The sequence below is a fragment of the Paraburkholderia sprentiae WSM5005 genome (assembly GCF_001865575.2).
GTDB lineage: Bacteria > Pseudomonadota > Gammaproteobacteria > Burkholderiales > Burkholderiaceae > Paraburkholderia > Paraburkholderia sprentiae.
The window spans coordinates 954823-974091 of the sequence record NZ_CP017563.2; the positions used below are offsets into that span (position 1 = coordinate 954823).

At 60.0% G+C, this 19269-nt stretch carries 13 protein-coding genes; 1 reads left to right on the forward strand and 12 read right to left on the reverse strand.

Annotation, left to right across the window (positions count from 1 at the left end; translation table 11 throughout):
- Positions 1 to 176: 176 nt before the first annotated feature.
- From BJG93_RS32855 to BJG93_RS32895, 9 genes are all read right to left on the reverse strand, one after another.
- Positions 177 to 950: a fimbria/pilus periplasmic chaperone gene (locus BJG93_RS32855; RefSeq protein ID WP_027194625.1), complete on the reverse strand. Its 774-nt coding sequence runs from the start codon at positions 948 to 950 to the stop codon at positions 177 to 179.
- A 90-nt stretch (positions 951 to 1040) separates the two neighbouring features.
- Positions 1041 to 1577 carry a fimbrial protein gene (locus BJG93_RS32860; protein ID WP_034477510.1) on the reverse strand — a complete coding sequence of 179 codons (537 nt, stop codon included), beginning with the start codon at positions 1575 to 1577 and terminating at the stop codon, positions 1041 to 1043.
- Positions 1578 to 1831: 254 nt separating this feature from the next.
- The gene (locus tag BJG93_RS32865; protein WP_027194627.1) at positions 1832 to 2482 is read right to left on the reverse strand and encodes a response regulator transcription factor; all 651 of its coding nucleotides are present in this window, start codon (positions 2480 to 2482) and stop codon (positions 1832 to 1834) included.
- A gap of 860 nt (positions 2483 to 3342) precedes the next feature.
- Positions 3343 to 3627, reverse strand: coding sequence for a hypothetical protein (locus tag BJG93_RS32870; RefSeq protein ID WP_027194628.1), 285 nt, complete (start codon positions 3625 to 3627; stop codon positions 3343 to 3345).
- A gap of 225 nt (positions 3628 to 3852) precedes the next feature.
- The gene (locus tag BJG93_RS32875; protein WP_027194629.1) at positions 3853 to 4350 is read right to left on the reverse strand and encodes an amino acid permease; all 498 of its coding nucleotides are present in this window, start codon (positions 4348 to 4350) and stop codon (positions 3853 to 3855) included.
- Positions 4351 to 4501: 151 nt separating this feature from the next.
- Positions 4502 to 5938 carry a basic amino acid/polyamine antiporter gene (locus tag BJG93_RS32880; protein ID WP_027194630.1) on the reverse strand — a complete coding sequence of 479 codons (1437 nt, stop codon included), beginning with the start codon at positions 5936 to 5938 and terminating at the stop codon, positions 4502 to 4504.
- A gap of 101 nt (positions 5939 to 6039) precedes the next feature.
- Entirely contained in the window at positions 6040 to 7518 is a 1479-nt protein-coding gene (locus tag BJG93_RS32885) for an efflux transporter outer membrane subunit (RefSeq protein WP_027194631.1), read from the reverse strand.
- Complete coding sequence (locus tag BJG93_RS32890; RefSeq protein WP_027194632.1) at positions 7515 to 10574, reverse strand: efflux RND transporter permease subunit; 3060 nt, start codon at positions 10572 to 10574, stop codon at positions 7515 to 7517. The genes BJG93_RS32885 and BJG93_RS32890 overlap by 4 nt, the downstream gene beginning before the upstream one ends.
- Positions 10571 to 11545 carry an efflux RND transporter periplasmic adaptor subunit gene (locus BJG93_RS32895; RefSeq protein ID WP_027194633.1) on the reverse strand — a complete coding sequence of 325 codons (975 nt, stop codon included), beginning with the start codon at positions 11543 to 11545 and terminating at the stop codon, positions 10571 to 10573. The genes BJG93_RS32890 and BJG93_RS32895 overlap by 4 nt, the downstream gene beginning before the upstream one ends.
- Before the next feature lie 1398 nt (positions 11546 to 12943).
- Between BJG93_RS32895 and BJG93_RS32900 the strand changes: the two genes are divergently transcribed.
- Positions 12944 to 13282: a hypothetical protein gene (locus BJG93_RS32900; protein ID WP_027194634.1), complete on the forward strand. Its 339-nt coding sequence runs from the start codon at positions 12944 to 12946 to the stop codon at positions 13280 to 13282.
- Positions 13283 to 14641: 1359 nt separating this feature from the next.
- On the opposite strand, the gene BJG93_RS32905 is transcribed toward BJG93_RS32900, so the two are convergent.
- From BJG93_RS32905 to BJG93_RS32915, 3 genes are all read right to left on the reverse strand, one after another.
- Positions 14642 to 14896 carry a hypothetical protein gene (locus BJG93_RS32905; protein ID WP_071336712.1) on the reverse strand — a complete coding sequence of 85 codons (255 nt, stop codon included), beginning with the start codon at positions 14894 to 14896 and terminating at the stop codon, positions 14642 to 14644.
- Between the two features lie 1151 nt (positions 14897 to 16047).
- Positions 16048 to 17022, reverse strand: coding sequence for a ParB/RepB/Spo0J family partition protein (locus tag BJG93_RS32910; protein WP_027194637.1), 975 nt, complete (start codon positions 17020 to 17022; stop codon positions 16048 to 16050).
- On the reverse strand, positions 17019 to 18230 hold the full coding sequence (locus tag BJG93_RS32915) for a ParA family protein (protein WP_027194638.1): 1212 nt from the start codon (positions 18228 to 18230) through the stop codon (positions 17019 to 17021). Before BJG93_RS32915 ends, BJG93_RS32910 begins: the two co-directional genes overlap by 4 nt.
- Between the last annotated feature and the right edge of the window lie 1039 nt (positions 18231 to 19269).

Genomic DNA, 19269 nt, shown 5'->3' on the forward strand with positions numbered 1-19269 from the left:
GGACGGCGTGCCCGCCGAGTCGGGGGCGCATGCGGCGACCGCGGCATGCGCGGAAAAGACCCAGCCCGACGCTACGATTGCCGCCCATGCCAGCGGATGAAACCTGAAAGGGACATTACCGAATACTGTTTCAACCGCCGCCTTACTATTCCGCACGCCGACATCCCATATTCCAATTATTGATTTTTTTGCGCTTTCGCCTTTTGCGCGCCTTCCACTTCCGCCGAGTCCTTGATCGCTGTACCGAAGTCGTTCAGAACCGTATAGGAAACCGTGGCCGGAAGTTTGATATCCAGCTTTCCATCTTGTGGACGGAGATCGACCTGCCCGAACGGTGCCGCCATATTGGGCAAAAGCGTGACTTTCCCGCCTGCCGTTTCCACTTCTGCCGAGCCAATGGAAATGTAGTAGGGCGATGGGTTGTCCAGACGAACAACGCTCTCGCCTTTGTCATCCGACTCGACACGCCACTCCAGTTTGGCTCGCGCCGCCGTTGGGTCATCGAGCAACGACGCGGGCCGATAGAACATCTTGATGCGCGTACGAAACGCGAGCTGGATCATGTTCCGGTCATCAGCGTCCCGGGGCTTCGGCGGGATTTCCAGAACATTCAGCCAATAAACAGATTCACGGTCGTTCGGCATGTCGCCGCCTGCGAACATGATGCGCAAAGCCTGACCTCTATGAGGTTCGACTCGAAATACAGACGGCAACAGCGTGAACGGAACCTTGATTTCATTCGGTGCGGCAGCCGCATCGCCGTCGTCCAACCATGCCTGGACGAGGACCGGACGGCTGTCAACATTGTTCAAACGCACATTGACTTCGCGGTTTTGCGCCGGGTATATGACTCGCGTACCGGTAATGGTGATAGCAGCTTGTGCAGCAAACGAAGCTGCACTGCAGGCCACCGCTGCGGCCAATAAAATAGGAAACTTCATTGAAGACATTCGCTCCTTCTCGCGACAGATAAGCGGAATGCCGCCTCGAGTTGCCCTCGAAGTGGACGGGCAACCCGATGCCATTCGGCTTAGATTGGCTTACTGATATGCCAACGTGTAGCGAACGACGGCCGTCACGTTACCGGCCGTGGTTTTGTCCGTTGCATAGTACTGGCCACCGTAGCTCATCGTTGCAGTACCGTCGCTCGCGACCGGAACGAACGTACCCGTGCTACCCAGCAGAATCGGCGTCTCGCCATCGCCGTCAAGCAATTGCACTTCGACATTCCCGGCCGGCGAGGTGGCTGCCTGGTTAATGGCATTACGCGTATTCGGGTTCATGTTCGTGGTCTCGAAATGAGCCGCGACAGTGCTCAGCGAAGCTGGGCACTGCGACACCGAAATGTCGAACATCTTGGAGCCGCGGACTTGGCCAGCAGTAGCCAGCGACTGCGTAGACAGGGTGGGCAGCGTGACCGTTTTGTCCTCGTCACCCGCGTTGATCACACAGGTCTCGTCGTACAGCTCGCCGTTGAACGTTACCTTGCCTGTGCCCGGTGCGGTTTGAGCGAAAACCATCGGTGCGACGGACAGGCCCGCCAGCGCGATCATCAGGTGCTTCATTTGTTTTTTCATGAGATTCCTCTTTGGTGCTATTTTCAAAACTACAGACCCTTCTGAAGCCGGGGCTTCCAGCGATCGTCAAGGCAAGGAGATGATGTCATTGAAGCGCATCGCTGTTAATGGGCCGATACCCAAAATGAGTGACCAAATAGCCCAGTCAAGACATGTCGTATCGGTTCGTGGGACCGGACTGATAACAGGATCACTCCCGAAGTTCGGACGTGCCTTGAGAACTACGGTTCTGCGGCTGAGAAGGTCAGCAATTGTTACGAGCAGTACCACTCACGCACGATCGTGACGAGTTCGACGTCGTTTCTGGCTCCTAGCTTTTTCATGCCAGCGTTCTTCTGGTTGCTGACTGTCTTGGGACTGCGATTGAGCCGCTCGGCGATCGCCCCGATCGACATCCCATCGCAGATCATTCGCACGACCGTCGATTCCTTTTCAGATAGCGAATTGAGCGAAGATCCCCCTTCGGCTGCGCGCCCGGTGGTGGACAACATCCTGTTCGCAATGGAATCCGGCAAAAAGAGGCTCTTGTTTTTGGCGGCGCGAATGGCAGCGGCAAGGCTGACAAAGCCCTCGGGCCCCTTACCGACGAAACCGGCCGCCCCCGCATTGAGCGCAGCGGAAATGATGTGCGTCGAAGAATGCGAGCTCAGAAAGACAACTCTTATGGCTGGAGCAACTCGCTGGATCCGGTCGAGGAGATTGAGGCCATCGGCATACGGATCGCCTTCGAATTCATAGTCGCATACGAGAACGTCAACGGGCATCTCAACCAGAAGCTCGAGCAGTCGGCCGATACTTTCGCATTTGAAGCAGACCTGCATGTCCGGACAAGGCCGAAGAAGATGCTCGACGCCGAGGAGAATGAATGGATGATCGTCGGCAATACCCACTCTGATTTTCTTCACTCACACTCCATGATCAAGCTGGCGAATACCTTTTCCATACCAAAGAACTGCATGCCTTGTTACCAAAGTAAGGTGTGTCGTTTAAACCGGTTATATGACGACAAAAATGCAGAATGTCTAACGTGCCAAGCGATGACCTTCCTCGAAACCAACGTGCTTTTTCCGTGTACACCCATGTTCAGAAGTCGCTGATAGACAGGACGCGTTAAATACACTACGCTCCTGTTTCAAGTCAGGCGAACGATGTCGGGCGAATCGATGAGATAGGACACACCTGTCGGCGCGATCGCGATCGCGCCTATCAAGACATTCCAGCTTTGCAAAATCTAAATATTCGGACCGTATTGTTTTAAACAATGGAAACTTATTGAGAAGGACGTTTCGCTTTGGTAAGCCAAAGCAATTTTTCCCGTGCAACCTGATGTGGATCAACGATGGAGGCGCGATAGCGCAACGCGCCGCACTTGTCGGCGAGGAGTTGAAATAGCCTCGCTTAGGATGGTGAGATTGTACGAGGCACTAAAAGGAAAGACATCAGCAGAATCCTATATGCTGCCCACTCAGGTACATAGGAGTGCTTTGGTCAAGGTGACCGCAAGACGCGCTTGCAAGCGACAAGTACATCGACCTGTCGCGACGAAGACGCAATTCTCAGGTGATCGGAATGCATAGGCGCTGAGCAAGCCGCACAGCGTGTCGCAACGTCACACTGCATGTCACCACCCAACTCCGGTCGAACCCGTCGCAAATCCTCATAGCCGTTCGCGCCGCCGCCGAACGTCGGCAAGCAAACTGCCCGGGGCGTCGCCATTGCATCACCCGAATCTGGGCCGCTTTCAGCCGATGGGGCCGCGCGGCGCTCAAACGCGATCGAACCGTTGCGCCGACGCGCGTTGCGCGTCACGACCTGAAACCGCAAGATGATTGCGCACAAGTTCGACGAGTGCGGCCAGCGCAGTAAGCAGGACCACAATGAATAGCCAGCGTTCCGGCGGGGTAAACACAGGCCATTTCCCTTTGCGACGTTCGGCGATGTAAAACCACATGGTCGACGCCGTATAAAGCACGGTCGACATCAGCAGATAATGCAGGCCGCCCGCGTATACGAGAAAGAGCGCGTAGACGCAACCTACCAGCGCGAGCATAAAATCGATGCGCCGTGACCACGGCTGCCCCGCATACTATTCCCCCGCTCGCTGCGAGCCTCAACCCATAGCCGGCAACGAGCAGGAACGGGATCAGGTTCATCGATGGCGGCTCGTCATCCACAGCGCGGCGACCGGTACTTGGTTGCGGCTTTCTCGCACCAGAAACGCGGGCATCGTACGGCTCTCGCCTGCCGCGTGCAGGATTTCGGCCGCTAACAGCGTTCATGCGAGATAGGAGCCGAGTACGGATATCAACAGGTTGAACTTGATCACGACCGCGCCCCAAGGGCCGACCGCGGTGCTCATCACGCCAGCCATCGACGGATTTTTCAGCGAGCCCAACTGCTCGATCGGCAACACGCCATACGACAACACCGTGACCATGACCATCAACGCAAGCACGCAGAGAAAGCCGAGCACGGTCGCGACGCCGACGTCGCGCCGTTCGCGCGCATGCCGTGAATAAACACTCGCGCCTTCGGCACCGAGAAACACGAAGACGGTGCCCAGCATCGTCTTGCGCACCTCGCCGAACAGAGCGCCCGCCGACGGCTCGGGACCGGTCCACAGATTCGCGACCAACAGCTGCCACTTGACGCTGGATACCACGAGCACCGCGAACAGTCCGAGCGCGAATAACTTGGCGACCGTCATCGACGCATTCACTATCGAGGAACCCTTCACGCCACGCAGAATCAGAAAATGGAACACCCAGATCATCAGCGAGTAGCTAACGATCGCGCTCAGCGTATTGCCGGCGCCGAATGCAGGCCCGCAGCCGAAAGTCTGACGCGCTTGTCCATGCTGCGATCGCTCTCCCGCGAACCCGTTGCGGTCCAGCCGCGCTTTTGCGACTACGATGATCGATCGCTCAGATGACGATCGTGCCGGTCGCGAGGCCGATCAGCGCGGCGATCGCGCCACAGGCCGCGACGGCAAAGATGACCCATTCGACTTTCGAAAACACCCGCAGCGCACGCTCGCGTTTGGCCACCACGTACAGCACCGTACCTGGCGCATAAAGCAGCGCCGACAGCATCAGAAACTTCAGGCCGCCCGCGAACAGCAGAAAAGCCGTATACAACGTCGCGAACATCGCGACGAAATACTCGGTGCGCAGCGCGCCGCTCAAGGCGCCGCCGCCCTGCCCACTATCGTGACGCGCGGCTTTGATGCCGTATGCGGCGACGAGGAAATAAGGAATCAGCGCCATCGAGCTCGTCAGATTGAGCATCAGCGCAAACGCATCGGTGGACCAGTAGGTGCTGATGACGAACAGCTGCACGACGGTACTCGTGAGCCACACCGCGGCGACCGGCAGCTTGCGCTCGTTCTGTCGCGCGAAGACACGCGGCATTGTCTCGAGACGCGCGGCGGCGAACAGCACCTCGGCGCAGATCAGCGACCACGCGAGATACGCGCCGAGGATCGAAACGATCAGACCGGCGCTGACAAAAATGACGCCGAATGGGCCCAGCAGCGCGCCGAGTACCGCGGCCATCGACGGCTGGCGCATCACCGCGATGTCGGCGCGCGGCAAGGTCGCGTAAGGCAGCAGCGTCACCAGCACGAGCAGACACAGCACGGCCACGAAGCCGGTGATCGTCGCCGCGCCGACGTCCGTGCGCTTTTTCGCGTAGCGTGAGTACACGCTCGCACCTTCGATACCGACGAACACGAAGACGGTGACGAGCATCGTCGCGCGAACCTGCGAGAAGAGACCCGCGCCGATCTGATCGCTGCCCTCCCCGAGGTTGGCGCGGAACATGTCGGTGCGAAACAGCGCGACCAACATCACGATGAATAGCACGATCGGAATCAGCTTCGCGACCGTGACGATCGTGTTGATCATCGTGGCCTGCTGAACGCCGCGCAGCATCACCAGATGAAACAGCCAGATGCCCACCGACGACACGATGATCGCGGTCGCCGTATTGCCGTTGCCGAATACGGGGACGAAAGCGCCGAGCGTCGATTTGATCAGCACCCAGTACGACACGTTTCCAAAGCAGCCGGCCATCCAGTAGCCGAATGCGGACAGAAAGCCTGCGTAATCGCCGAAGCCCGCTCGCGCGTACGCGAACACGCCGGCATCGAGCTCGGGTCGGCGCTGTGCGAGCGCCTGAAAGACCCTCGCCAGCGCGTACATGCCGATGCCGGCCACGCACCATGCTATGACCGCGCCGAACGGTCCGGTCGCGCGCGCGAAATTGCGCGGCAACGAGAAAATCCCTGCGCCCACCATTGAGCCGACGACCATCGCGGTCAATGCGGGCAACGATAGTTTCGTGTCGAGCTGGGTTGCCATCGTGCTCCTCGAATACCGGATCCAACGTCGTCCGCAGCGGCTTGCGGCCGGCCATCCGCAGGTTCTGTTTCGCTAAAAGCCGTGCGGCGCCGCGCTGCTGCTCACTGCGAAGCGGGCGCTGGTCCCGTCGGCGTTCGTGTGTTCGCAGCCACCGGCGGACTGGCCAACCAGCCGCCGCCCATCGCCCTGAACAGCGCGAACTGTGCCTGCAGTTTGCCGACCTCCTCCCTCACCTGCGATGACTGGCTCTCGAGCAGCGCAACTCGCACCCGATCGATATCGACGCGACCGGTATCGCCGAGTTGGTAACGGCGCTGCACCTGGCTCAGCTGCGTGGTGCGCCGCGTGACTTCTTCATTACGCGCCTTGAATAACTCGTCCTGCCGGTTCAAACGGGCCAACGCGCGGTCGACGTCGTAGAACGCGCCGAGCGCGGTTTTTTCGTAGTTGAACATCGCCTGCTGCGCCTGTGCATCCGACGACTCCACTTGCGAGCGTCGCGCGCCGAAATCGATCAGCGGCATCGCCATCGCTGCGCCAAATAGCCAGAACGTGCTGGCCCCGAGGTTTTGACCCGCGATCTCCCAACCATTGCGCGCGAGCAAACCGCTTAGCGAGATGGTCGGCCAGTAATTGAGCCGCGCGACATCCGACTGTCTGACCGCCGCATTCACGCGTGCCTGCGCCGCGATCAGGTCCGGGCGCCGCATCAGCAGGTCGACAGGCTGGCCGGGCTCGACATGCGGCAGCGCGGTCATCAGCGTGTCGCTTTCATCGAGAAGCCCGGCGAATTCGGTGGGCTGCACACCGCACAGATTCTGCAGATTCAGCCGCGCCTGCGCGATGCCGTTCTCCACGTCCTGCAAACGCGCATCGACCTGCGCGCGGCCCGCGCGCGCTGCTTCAATGTCCGTGCTTAGCACCAAGCCCGCAGTGAAGCTCTTTTCGGCGATGTTGACGAAGTCGTCCGCGATTGCCCGGCTCTGCAGCAAAATGGTGCGCTGACGCAGCAGCCCGCGATAGGTGACGTACAGATCCGCGACACCCGACACCACGCTCAGGCGTACCGCCTCCGCGTCGCCCGCGGCCGCACGTGCCTGTTCGCGTGCCGCCGAGAGCCTTGCGCGTCCCTGGCCGAACAGGTCGATCTCCCATTGGGCCTGCAAGCCGACACGCCAGAACTGCGCATCGGTATTGTTGATGCCTAGCAGTTCCTCGAACTCGAGCTGCGTCTCGCCGCCGTGGTACTTCGCGGCGCTCACGCTTGCACCGACCGACGGCAACAGTTGCGAGCGAGCCAGCCGGATGCCGGCCTGCACCTGATCGACGCGTGCGTATGCGGTGGCGATGTCGAAGTTGTGCGCGAGCGCGAGATCGATCAGTTTGTTCAGCGTCGGATCGTTGTACTGGGTCCACCATGCCGCGAGCTGCTGCTCGGACATCGGTGTCGCCACACCCGGTTGTGCCTCCGAATACTGCGGCGCAAACGCGGCGGGCTTTTGCAGCTGCAATGAACCCGTACAGCCGGCTTCGAGCAGCAGGGCCGCGATGGCGAGAAGCCAACGGCGCGCGTGGATCATTTTGCTTCCGGGTGTCGACCCGGCTCCCATTCCGCCTGCCTGATCGAGAACAGCATTGCATACAGTGCCGGCACGGCGACCAACGTCAGCACGGTGGCAAAAACAAGGCCCGCCATAATCGTGATCGCCATGTCCTTGAAGAAGGGATCCCACAACAACGGCGCCATGCCGAGCGCCGTCGTACCGCCCCCCAGTATCACCGGCCGCAGACGGTTCATCGCGCCGTGTGTCACCGCCTGCATGCGCGGCACGCCGGCGGCGATCTGCGAATCCATCTCTTCGACGAGCACCACGCCGTTCTTGATCAGCATTCCGATCAGACTCAATAGACCCAGCAACGCCATGAAGCCGAACGCGCCGCGAAATAGCAGCAGACCGAGCGTGACGCCGACGATCGACATCGGCACGACGAGCAGCACGACGAGCGCCGGCTTCAGGCGTCCGAACATCATCAGCACGAGCAGCGCCATGCCGATGAAGCCGAGCGGCAGTTGACGGAACAGGCTCTGCTGCGCGCGCGTCGACGATTCGTGCTCGCCGCCCCATTCGAAGCTATAGCCCGGTGGCAGCTTGATGTTCTCGATGCTGGAGCGTATGCGGTTGAACGCGTCGACACTGTTCTGCCCATAGATCGGGTTGGCCGAAACCGTCAGCGTGCGAATCCGGTTTTCGCGCGCGATCTGGCCTTCCTCGGTACCGACCGTGAAGCCGTTGACCACGTCGCCGAGCGGCACGTAACGGCGCAGCCCCGCGCTGAATACCTGCAGGTCCTGCAGACCCGCGACGCCAAGCGTGTAGTCGGGCGAACGCAGCACGATCGGCAGTAGCTGATCGCCTTCGCGATAGATGCCCGCCCGCAAGCCTTCGGTTGCATAAGCCATCGTGTCGCTAACCTGACGGCGCGTCACACCGAGCGAGCGCGCCCGCGATTCGTCGAATTCCGGCCGCACGATGCTGATCGGGTTCTCCCAGTCGTCGCGAATCGCGATGATGCGGCCGTCCGCCTTCAGCACATTCTGTGCTTCTTGAGACAAGCGGCGCAACACGGCCGGATCGGGTCCGGAGAAGCGTGCCTGAATGGCCGCGCCACCGCCGGGACCGAAGTTCGGCCGCGTGACCGTCCAATGCTGGTCGGGGAAGCGCTTCTTCAGGTCCGCTTCGATGTCCGGAATCATGTCGTCAATCAGGCTCTGGTCCTTCGCGCCGACGATGAACTGCGCGTATGACGGATCGCGCGTTTCCGGATCGTAGACGAGGAAAAACCGCGTCGCGCCGGAGCCAATATACGTCTGCACGTTGGTGACGTCCGCATGCTTGAGCAGCACCTTCTCCACCTCGCGGCTCTTTTCGACGACCGCACGAATATCGGTGCCGCGCGGCAAACGCATGTCGACATAGAAGATCGGCGTGGTCGACGCGGGGAAGAAGCTCCGCTCGACGAAACGGAATGCCCACCCGGCCAGCACGGTCAGCGCGACGAGGCCGATGACCACGAACACGCGCTGTCGGGTGACCCATGACAACAGCTCGCCGTAACGCTTGTAGAGCTTCGACTTGAACGGGTCGTCATCGATGATGTCCGCAGGCTTGAACAGATACGTGCCGAACAGCGGTGTGAGGGCGATGGCGATCACCCAGCTGAATAGCAGCGAAATCGCAGCGACGGCGAACAACGACGCACAGAATTCGCCGACCGAATCCGGCGACAGGCCGATGCCCGAGAAAGCCAGAATCCCCACAACGGTCGACGCGAGCAGAAGCCATTGGCTTTGTTTGAGAATCTCGGTCGCCGCCTGGAGATGCGACGTGCCTCGTTGAACCTTCACGAGCATCCCCTCGACCACCACGATGCTGTTGTCGGTCAGCATGCCCATCACGATGATCAGCGCGCCGAGTGAGATACGCTGCAGCTCGATGCCTGCCGCGTACATGACCAGCAGCGTGCCGAGGATCGACAGGAACAGCTCGACGCCCAGCACGACGCCCGCGCGCCAGCCGAGCGCAATGCCCAGCGCGACACCGACGATCGCCACGGACAGGAACACATCGAAGATAAAGCCGCGCACGCTCTCGTCGACGACCTGAGGCTGATCGTAGAGCGGATACAGCTTGATGCCGATCGGGCGGTCACGCTCGAGTTCGGCGAGCTTCGCCTTGATCTTCGCGCCGACGCTCACCACGTTGACGCGCGGCCGTGCGCTGATGCCGATCGTGATCGCGGGCTGGCCGTTATAGTGAATGACGTGGTTCGGAATTGTCGCGTAGCCGTGGCTTACGCGCGCGATGTCGCCGAGCAGCAGCGGGCCGGGCGTATTGTTGACAGGCAGCGAACGAATGGCCTGCAGCGAATCGAGCGAGCCTGTCGGTGCAATCCGCAACGACAGGTCGCCGACACGTTCGCGGCCCGCGGGCCGAACCTCGTTCTGCAGGAACAGCGTCTGCGCAAGATCGTCGGTGGACAGATTGTTGGCGATCAGTTGCGACTGGTCGACGTCGACCGAGATCTGCTCCTGCTGCTCACCGGCGATCACGATGTCGGACACGTCGCCGAGTGTCAGCAGTTGGCGCCGCAATTCGCGCGCGTACTCATACAGTTGCGCCTGCGTGTAGCCCTCGCCGGTCAGCGCGTAGAACATCCCGTAGACGTCGCCGAAACGGTCGACCACGAGTGACGGTCCCGCGCCCGGCGGAAGCCGGGGCTGTGCATCCGATACCGACTTGCGCACCTCGTCCCACACCTGCGGCAATTGCGCCGACGTGTACTGGTCGCGAATCTCGACGCGGACTTCAGAGTAGCCCGGTGTCGAACGCGAGGTCAGCTTGTCGACCTGCGGCATCTGCTGGATCGCGCTTTCGAGGCGGTCCGTCACTTCGTGCTCGACCTCGTGCGCACTCGCGCCCGGATACAGCGTCACGACGACCGCGGTCTTGATCGTGAACTTCGGGTCTTCGAGCCTTCCGATGTTGAAGTACGCGAAGATGCCGCCCAACAGCGAGATGAGCGTCAGAACCCACGCGATCAGCGGCTTGTCGATAAGGGGGCGCGCAAGATTCATCGAGGCGCATCCATCGGACGGACGACCATGCCCTCTTTCATGAACTGCGAGCCGCCGGCCACCACGCGGTCGCCCTGTGCGACCGCACCCGCGACGACCACGTCGTCATTGCGAATTTCGCGCACGCTGACCGGCACCGCATGCACGCGGCCAGACGCGGCATCGTAGCGCCACAGACTGCGCTGACCGTCCGGGCCGATCGACATCGCCGCGATCGGAATGGCGAAGTAGCCGCTGTTACCGTTTTGCGAGACCTGACGCGCCGTGTCGGAGATCTGCACGCGCAGCGCCATGCCAGGGAACAGCATTGCGCCTTGCGGGCCCTGGATCGAGAACACGAGGCGGTAGGCCGCCGAAGTCGGCGAGGTCTGCGTGGACCGTTCACGGAACACGAGCGCGAAGCGGTTTTGCGGCCGCTCAGGCAGCCACGCTTCGGCTCTCAGCGTCTTGTCGACGAAGAGCCGTTCGGCGATGCTCTGGGGCAGATCGACGCCGACATCGACTCGCCCGATGTTTTCCAGATTGAACGCGGGCGCCCCCGCCTGCACGACTTGCTGAATCTCGATGTTGCGGCGGGCGATCCGGCCGTCGAATGGCGCGACGAGCCGGGTATTGCGCAGGTCGCGGCTTGCCATGTCACGGGCCGCGCGTGCGGCATCCGTGGCGGCCGACAACTGCTCATAAGCAGCCTGAGACAGGATACCGTCCTTGCGCAGCACCGCCTGGCGCTTGAGGTTGTCGCTGAGTTGCTGGTACTGCGCGTTCGCGCGTTGCAGTTGCAGCTTGTAGGGTTCCTCATCGATGCGCGCGATCAGCTGCCCGCGTTTCACCGACACGCCTTCGAGCACCGCGATCTGCACGACGCGGCCCGACACTTCGAAGGCGAGCGGCGAGATGCTGGTCTGCTCGACGCGTCCCGTAAAAATGCGAATAGCGGAAGCATCGGCCGGTTCGACCTTGGTTAGCTGCACGGCTGGCCTCGTATCGCCAGTCTGTGTTGCGGCCTGCCGCTGGCAGGCCGACAATGAAAGCACAAGCACACAGGTCAACGCGCACGACCATGTGCCGGTCGATGCGGCTCCGGATGATCGGTGAACCGGCGGTGCATCGGAGCGGTTGGCGTTCATGACGTTCTCGGCTGACTGCTGACGCGACCCGGTCGTACACCCGGCCGCAGCGTAGCTAGCCGGCCGGTGAATGCGGGGCTCGACAGATTGCTCGGAAATTCATAGGGATCCGTAACAGCGGACCGATGAGTGGATCCGCTGCGACTTCAACGGCCGGGTCAGCCGGGGAGAACAGCCGCATCCCTTCTGTCGTCCCGGCGCTTCTTCAAATCAGTCATCAGTCTATAGGCGACGACTGTGTCGTGGCTATCGGGGCCTGCGCGGCGTCAGTCTTATTTGTCATCGTACTTCCTCGCGTTCCACATTGAGCCATGTCCGTCATATCACTCGGGCAACCCAAAGCATTACGCTGGTTGTTAAGGGACAGTGACTATCGCTGCAACCATGCGTCGTCATTGCGGCTCCATTTTCAGGCATGCGGTCTACTGCGAAACCGCTTCGTCATGCCGAACAAGCTGCGGAAATCGAAGATTACCCCCGTATGGAATCAACGACGATTGCAGCACATCCTGAAGACGAATGAATGTGCAGGCGGGTTGCAGCATCGAATCGGGTCCCTTCGTTCAGGGTTTGCTGCAAAATTATTTAAGGTCCCAAACAACGCATTGTCAAGAGCCTCACCGTCAGTGCGGGTCGAATCTGGGAACACGCATGAAGCTGCGGTACGTGCGTCAGGTTGTTTAGCCTTCTCAAGCGGTATGTCACAAAAAGATTGGCACGGCTATTCCGGTGTACTAGTGACGAAGTGCGATGAACACAAGTGCTGGGCGCACAGGCTCGATTCGATGCACGGGGCAACGGCCTTGGGAATCGACTCTGCGTGAGAAGAAACTTGGCAGTTGCACAGCACGGGCCGTCGCCGGAGCGTCCATCGCTTGGCAGTGCGTCAGCGCACCGTCTGTCCCGCTCGATGCTGTAGAGACGTCGCGGGTTGCGACAGCGATCGAATGAAAGTCATGCAGCGGCGTCGGCCATCGGCGCATTCGCATATGGCCGTTCGCCAAGGTGGCCAACGTGGCGCGTTTCACGATGGTTCGGACTAGCCCACATCGGCGTAGCGCGGCAACCGTTTCGCACGAACCGGTCCGACGCATCATGACGCGCGGTCGCATCGTGGATATCGCGATGCGTAGCACTCTCGCTGCTGGCCAGCAGTGTTCTGTCCGGTCGCGAAAGTAGCTGCACTCGATCAGATCGTCTGCCGAAGCGAGCCGCTCGCTCGCATCAACGCAGTTTCGACCCTTGGCGGAATCAGTACCGGTCTGCGATCGTCGAGCCTCGCCGAGCTTTCAGCAGGCGGCCATCGCGAACTCGCCGGCCAACGCCAGCCAATGGAGTGACGCGCAGTTCGATCCGTGGCTCGCGACCGTGCGATTCGCGTATGCGTGTCTATGCCTCGGCCAGCGCGCTGCCGGCGAACGTGCATTCGAAGACGGCCAGTCCCAGGCTCGCGACTACTGCAACTACGCGGTGCAGGAGCTGGCCGGGGTGCTGTTCTGCGCGACGCGCTCGAAACCGGTGCCAGCGACGTGGAACCGGGCACGCAGTACACCATGGGCCGGCCCATTTATTTGCACGTGAGCCGCGTCCGGTTGTCCGAGGGTGTGCGCGAATGCACCGGTCAAGGGCCGGTGCGTTGTCAGAAGCGGCGGGACGGCCGAGGCAACGGCGCTTTTCAGCGAGATGCCGTCGCCGAACGTTCGCTACGTTGATCCGGTTCAGCCAGGGCTGCGATCTGCATCGCGAGGACAGCGTCGAGCGACACGGTTCGACGGTGCCACTCTCGGCCAACTTCCGCGCGGACTATGGGATCGGGCTCACGCGCTCGGGTTTCCCAGGACAATCATTGCGCACGCTGTCCGAACGCGCGCGGCATCGTTATGCCGAGCATCGACATGACGCAGCCGCTCGATGTCAATCGCCGGATCGTTCTGGTGCTGCGCGGCCTCGCGAGCAGCCCAAGGCATGGGCCAACGTCGGCAACGATGTTCGGGGCGATGAAGTGCTTCACCAGCATTCACAAATGTGGCAGGTCTGGTAACTGACCAACTTGCCGATTCTGGTCAACCTCGCGCGAACCCGGCGCGCCACACTGCAGATGCTCGCGCACTCCGATTCGGACAGCGCGGCGCCGGCGTCGCATGGCATGGTGCCGATCGGTGTCGGCACGGCGGCGTTATCGCGCGACTGTTCGTGTCCACTTGTGGCGACGAGGCGCGGACGAACTTCAAGGACGAGTACGTGCCCGGAGGCCCCTTATCGATGGCGAGGACGAGCGGCTGAGCCGGATTCTGGACTGCGCGCCGACGCTGCAAGTCGTGGTTCGCGCAGCACCGCAATGATGAGCCCCTCGAAGAATTCCGACGCCGGCGGGTTGGCTTATTGCAGCGCGCCTCTCGCGGGCGCGGTGTCGAAGAAGCTGGTCACGGCCGGCCACATGTGCAGATGGCCGAGTGCTGCGTGTCGTTTGGGGAGGCTCCGGCTTGACCCGCTCGCTCTCGCAGACCGTTGTCGGCTCATCGGTATAACCCGCGGAATCAAGAAGATGTGAGATCGGCAAGCACGGACAATTTGGTTCGGCCATGTCGAGAAACGTTCGAGAACTCGCCGGCTGCCATTTGCAATCTATTAGCTACAAATTACGTATCAAACGTTACAAGCCGTCGATGCGCCAGTACTGATTCCGGACTCTTGCTCTTTTTAACTCGCGCGATGTGGCGTGGGGCGTTAAATCAACCCATTGTCGTGAAACAATGTCGGACATGGACAAAAAAACCTTTTTAAAACAAGGACTTAATGAGTTTCCGATGTGTTCGGAGGTGTTCCACGGGGGCACATTAGCGAAATTGGCAAGGAAATAACGTGTTCGCGCTCGGATTGGCTAATGCGCGGCATTTTTTCGATATTTAGTTCGTCGAAGGCACCGTTCTGTTCTACCCCTCATATTGGTGTCTCGCCGATCCGCCGGCTCACGTTATTAACAATCATCGTCGCGTCGATCAATGTCGCGGGCGATCTCTCGAGACGACGCTTTACGGCCGCGATCGTTTTGGTGGTCGCCCCTCCCCTATCCTGCGCGTCGTGCGGCTGATTTTCCGCCGAGCCGCGAGCGGCGATGATAGTCGCGCGGCGAATGAGGGGTGCCACGCGCAGGCTCATCCGGTCAGTGCAACGGCGAAACTGCATGACGATCAAGGGCGGCAGTCCATACGCTCATCGCTCATGGCCAGCAAAACGATGACTGCTATGGTCGTGATGCAAAGTTTCAATAGTTGATCCGCGCAGGTAACTAGCACCCGAGGGGTCCATCGACGTTCTGGCCGTCGCGCAGCGGGCTGGGCCGGACCGAAATGTGATCCCGCGTAAGCTGGCGCGTCGATTGCGGAAGGCTTGATCTGCCGCGATGGAGCAGGATCTCAAACCGGCAAGCTTAACGCGACAGCCCAATACAAGGTCTCCCGTCGTACATTGGCGCATGTCTTCTGCTCGCTGAGGCTGACCAGATTCGCAGTCTTCCTTTGCGTCCCTCCATACGGATTTGAACGCTCATCGAACGGACGGCTCCATTAGCGAAGGACGGATGACTCTACGCTCGACAAGGTGGGTATTTGCGCTGTGGCGTCTGTTGTTTCACGTGCTCCGGGAGCGGCGCAGCACCTTTTGAAGATGATCTTTGCGGCGGCTGCTACTACCACCACGGCGCCGCCGTTGCACCGCAACTTCACCGGTGGGCCTTCAGGCCCGTGACGTCCGGTTAGTCAGCGAAGTCTCGATGGCGAGAGCAGCGGCTTTCATCGATAAAATTTGGCCCGACAGCAGCGGCGCGGAGACGCGTCGACGAATCGCGCGCGGATTTTTGTCGGTTGAGAACGGCCGAGGAACCAGAAAAGGGTTTTCGTTCAACGAATAAGGAGCCGGTCTTTTGTGCCCTCCGTCGTTTGGCGCCTGTACGGCTCCGCTAGGGAACTGGGCAATTCGACCGTCACGGAGCCCGCGACGAAGAGGGCATGCCCCGCCTTATTACATTCGAGCCGATTGGGTATCGCAAATCTCGAACGATTGACGCGCGCGCCCGCAAGGTCGCTCCGCGAACGCACTGCAGCGCGAATCGCCCCATCAATCGTGCATGGCACGAAGGACGTCCGTTTGTACCGCCCGCGCGCTGTTGCCTAAGCATCACGGTGATGCTGTTGGCAGTGTCTAGAGTCTAGACACCCCGGTTGCATCGACGGGCGTCCACCGATCAGGTGTCTAGACTCTAGGCATCCTTCACGCCAGATCATTGTCGCTGGCCAAGAAAAAAGCCCGCGCGAGCGGGCTTCTCTACATCACAAACGGGCGACCAATCAGTTCGTTTTCGGCTGCGATTGGAACATCTGTCCGATTAACTGCCGTATCTGGATTTCTTGCGCCTCCGTGATCACCCCAGTCTTGATCTTGATCGTGAAGTTACTGACATCCTTCGTGATGCTACCAGCGTGCTCTCGTCCCGCGAAAAACTTCTCGATGTTGCGTCCGCCGGTACCAGCCGACGTCGTCTGCCGTGTCGCCAGGGCCGTGATCGCTGCGGCGACCTTTCCCTGATCCATTTCCCCTCTCACTAGCAGCGGCCAAATTTCGCGAGCGGCTTTAACGCCATCCTCACCGTGCTTTTTGATGGCCGCCGCAATTGCTTGCGCCGCCGTCCCGCCTAGTAGTCGCGGCTGAATATCGAGATCCTTCTTGATGAAGTCCGGCAGATTCTCGAACGACAGGAACTGGTACAGACCCGCCCGCGACAATCCCATCGCTTCCGCCAGCCGCTTGCGATTCGGGAATTCCGTTTCCGATCGCCGGATCGCTACGCCAATCTCATAGTCGGCAAGGTCGTCGCGGCTGATGTTTTCGACCATTGCGAGGACCGCCATGTCCGAGTCGGAGCAATCCGCGACCACCGCCTTGATCGAGTCGAGCCCTAACATCTTGTGCGCCCGCCACCGCCGTTCTCCAGCGACGATCTGATAGTCGTCCGCGAGGCGACGAACCACGATCGGCTGCATCAGCCCAACTTCCCGGATCGACTCCGCGAGCTCGGCCAACTTCGCTTCGTTGAACACGCGGCGCGGTTGCCAAGGGTTCGGCAAGATGCCCGCAACCGGCAATTGCGACGCGATGCCAGTCGATTCCAATTCCTGCACGCGAAGCTGCGCAACGGCCAGCGCGCCGGCCAGGCCAGGCGCCGTTTGAGTGCGGTTGCTGCGCTTCACCTCGTCCTCGTTGATCGACGAAGTCTTGCGAATGCCGGACGTCTTGGCCAGCAACTGTTCTCGCATATTGCTCATTGCGCGTTCCTCCATTTTTCCGAATAGATTTCATCGATCCAGCGACAGTAGTCGACGAGAGGCTGCCGCACGCGTTGCAGCGACTTGGCCGCGCTGTGGTTGCTGCTAATGTCGAAGACCGTCGAGAACGCTAACGCGCCGGTGCTCATCACCGAACTCGCCGGAACCTCGATCGAATGCAACCAGTTTTCGTACGCGCTTTGCGCCCACGCGCGCACGATCGGCGCGGATGAGGTCCGCCCATAGTCGACCCGCGACAACACGAGCGAGACGAAGTCGTACTTCTTGTCCTTCTCGAATTTGATGAAGCTTTTGGACACGTCCGAAAAGAGTCGCCAGAACGACAGCGAGCTGATGAAGTCCAGATTTTCCGGCACCATCGGCATCACCATGGCATCCGCGGCCATTAGCGCATTCAGGTTGAGATACGACAGCGACGGCGATGTATCCATCAGGATGTAGTCGTACTTCTTACGCAGCGGCTCGAGCCCTTGACGAAGCACGGTCCAGAAGCGGAACCCCGGCCGGACCTTTTGCATAGCTGGCAGATGGAACTCTGCTCCGATCAGTTCCGTGTGCGCAGGAATCACGTCGATGCCATCCCAGTACGTCGACTGGACCCGCCCTTCGAGCCCGCCTTCGATGTCCTGTTCATAAACGTACGGCAACACGGTATCTTCAGGCGTGACGTCTTTTTCGGCGTACAGACCGCACAGTTCTGAAAGCGACGCTTGCGGATCGAGATCGACCACCAACACTTTGCGTCCCCGCAGCGACAAGCCTTGGGCAAGGCACATGGTCGTCGTCGTCTTGGCGGAGCCGCCCTTCAGTTGCGCGGTGATGATGATCTTTCCGTCGGGTTCCTTCAAACGCGTGACCAGCGGAGTCTGGTAGATGTCGGAAATCTTTTGCACCCAAATGCGCGCTTCTTCGAGCGTGAAGGTCCGGGTGCGGCCTGTGCCGGCCGCCGTGCCAGAAGGCAGATCTCCATCCCCTTTAGTCGCGAGATACTGAACCTGCGAGTGAGAGACGTTGCACATCTCGGCAATCTCGCCGGTCTTGAACACAGGAGCCGTTTTTCGAGGACGCGGCGCCAGAATCGTGTCACGCAGCTCATTAGTGAAAATGGTGACTTTTTCTGCGAACTGGCTGATCTGCTCAAAGTGAACGGTTCGGTCTACGGCAGGAAGTTGGCTCGTTCTGACCATTCTGAGGTTTTTCCATAAAAGTCCAGAAACCTCAGAATACAGGAAATGCTTGAAAATAGCTTATTAAATTGCTGTTTTTACGCAGATTTTTTTCAAAAACAGACAGATTCGGGTCACGGAACCGCCGTGGAAGCGGGACACGCCTTCAACGTTCGGCGTATTAGAAGGCACAAATGACCTCACCTTCGCTCCCATCCCAAGTCGCGAAAGCCACACAGCGGCTTAAAACCTAGGCACCTGGTGAGGTCGTTTGTGCATTTTCCCATTTTCATTAGATCGGCGACGCACCTAAAGCACAATCAACCTCACCATTCAGCCGGGATTCCGCGGCTCCCAGCGAGTTCGCGGCTGACCCAGAGCGTGACTGCACAATCAACCTCACCTACAAAGCCATATACGCCGCGCTCCAACGATCAGCCGCCGCCACGTGAAAAGCCCGCTCAGCAGCGAATCACCGCGCAAGCACAATCCACCTCACCTTCGCGCGGCGGGATAATCCGTAACGCGCTCTGTGCGTTGCACAATCAACCTCACCTTGGTTCAGTGCGCCATTTCGCACCGCACTTCATTGCTGAACATAGTTAGTACGTTTTTTAAAACGAGAGCAGACCTACAAACCAACAGATCGACACTACATTTAATCCATTCAACCACTTAAGTCGCAAAAGGTGAGGTCCGTTGTGTCGAAGGTGAGGTTCCGTGTGCTCAGAGGTGCGGGTAGTTGTGCAGCAAGGTGAGACCAATTCCCCATCAAGGTGTGGTTCTCTGTGCTTCACGAAGCCTCGAATCCCAAAGGTGAGGTGCATTGTGCGTCAGTACGAAAACGACGCTCGAAGTGCCGCCACACAAGGCCTTGTTGCACGAAGGGCGTCCTTAAAGGTGAGGTTCGTTGTGTATACGGTGAGGTCCCGTGTGCGAAATCGAGGAATCGGAGCCAAACGCGCCTCCGCTACGGCCGCGCTGATGGTGAGGTTCTGTGTGTTGACAGCTCACCAGCACATGCTTACAGTCCCGTGAGCGAAAAAAGTGGATGAAGAAC